Origin of the sequence: Pseudoroseomonas cervicalis ATCC 49957 (assembly GCF_000164635.1) — a bacterium.
GTDB lineage: Bacteria > Pseudomonadota > Alphaproteobacteria > Acetobacterales > Acetobacteraceae > Pseudoroseomonas > Pseudoroseomonas cervicalis.
This window is the reverse complement of the sequence record NZ_GG771024.1, coordinates 1-1,237: the sequence shown is the minus strand read 5'-3', so window position 1 is coordinate 1,237 and position 1,237 is coordinate 1. Positions and strand designations below refer to the sequence as shown.

1 protein-coding gene is annotated in these 1,237 nt (G+C 73.5%); it reads right to left on the bottom strand.

Annotated elements, in window-relative coordinates; genetic code table 11:
• Positions 1–124: 124 nt before the first annotated feature.
• A partial coding sequence (locus tag HMPREF0731_RS21440) for an AI-2E family transporter (protein ID WP_007006343.1) occupies positions 125–1,237 on the bottom strand: 1,113 nt, incomplete at its 5' end.

The following is a 1,237-nucleotide window of genomic DNA, read 5'->3' as shown; positions in this document are numbered from 1 at the left end:
CGAAGCCGTCCTCGGGGGTGGCGGTGCTCACGCCCCGCCCCCTGCCGCCCGGATCCGCCCCGGGCGGCGCCTGATGCTGGCTGGCCGCGCTGCCACCGCTCCCCTCTCCCTGGCTGGACCCGGCTTACAATCCGGTCCGTGGCGGGTCCAGATAGAGCGGGCTCTCCAGATAGCGCCGCAGCCAGTAGCGCGCCAGCACGCCAAGGGCCGCGGCCATCGGCACCGCCAGCAGCACGCCGAGGAAGCCGAAGGCCACACCGCCCGCGAACAGCGCGAAGATCACCCAGACCGCGTGCAGTTCCACCCGGTCGCCCAGCAGGCGGGGGTAGATGATGTAGCCCTCGATGGTCTGGCCGGCGACATAGACGGCGGCGACCAGCCCGACCCCGTCCCAGGTGCCGAACTGCCCGACCGCCAGCAGCAGGGCGGTGGCCAGGCCGGTGGCCGAACCGACATAGGGGATGAAGGAGAGCAGGCCGGAGGCCAGCCCCACCATCAGCCCGAGTTCCAGCCCCACCGCCGACAGCCCGACGGCGTAGTAGGCCGCGAGCAGCGCGCAGCAGAGCAGCTGGCCGCGCAGCCAGGCGCTGAGCACCCGGTCGGTGTCGCGCGCCAGCTGGCGCAGCACGGCGGCGGAGCGGCGCGGCAGCCAGCTCTCCAGCCGCAGCATGATGCGCGGCCAGTCGCGCAGCAGGTAGAAGGCCACCACCGGCGTCACCACCACCAGGGTGAAGACCGAGAACAGCGCGTAGCCGCCGCCGATCAGCCGCGTCGCCGCGGCGCCGAGGAAGGAGAGGATGGCGCCGATCTGGCTGACCGCGAGGTCGCGCAGGCGGGTGTCGAACACCTCCGGCCCGAAGCGTTCCTCAAGGCCGGCCAGCGCCTCCTGCAGGGCGCTGGCGATGCCGGCGGCATAGCTCGGCAGCCGCGCCAGCAGGGTGCCGACCTGGGCGATGATCAGCGGATAGAGCAGCAGCAGGGCCAGCAGCGCCAGCCCCATCAGCCCGGTCACCAGCACCAGCGCGGCGAGGCCGCGCGGCACGCCGAGGCGGGAGAGCCGCGTCGCCAGCGGGTCGAGGAAATAGGCGATGCAGGCGGCCAGCACGAAGGGCGTCAGGATGGCCGAGAACAGCCAAAGCAGGAACAGCGCGGCGCCCAGCAGGCCGAGCACCAGCGCCAGACGCTGGTTGCGGGTGGCGGTGCGCGGCCCGCCGCCGGCGACGACGCCATGCGGCAG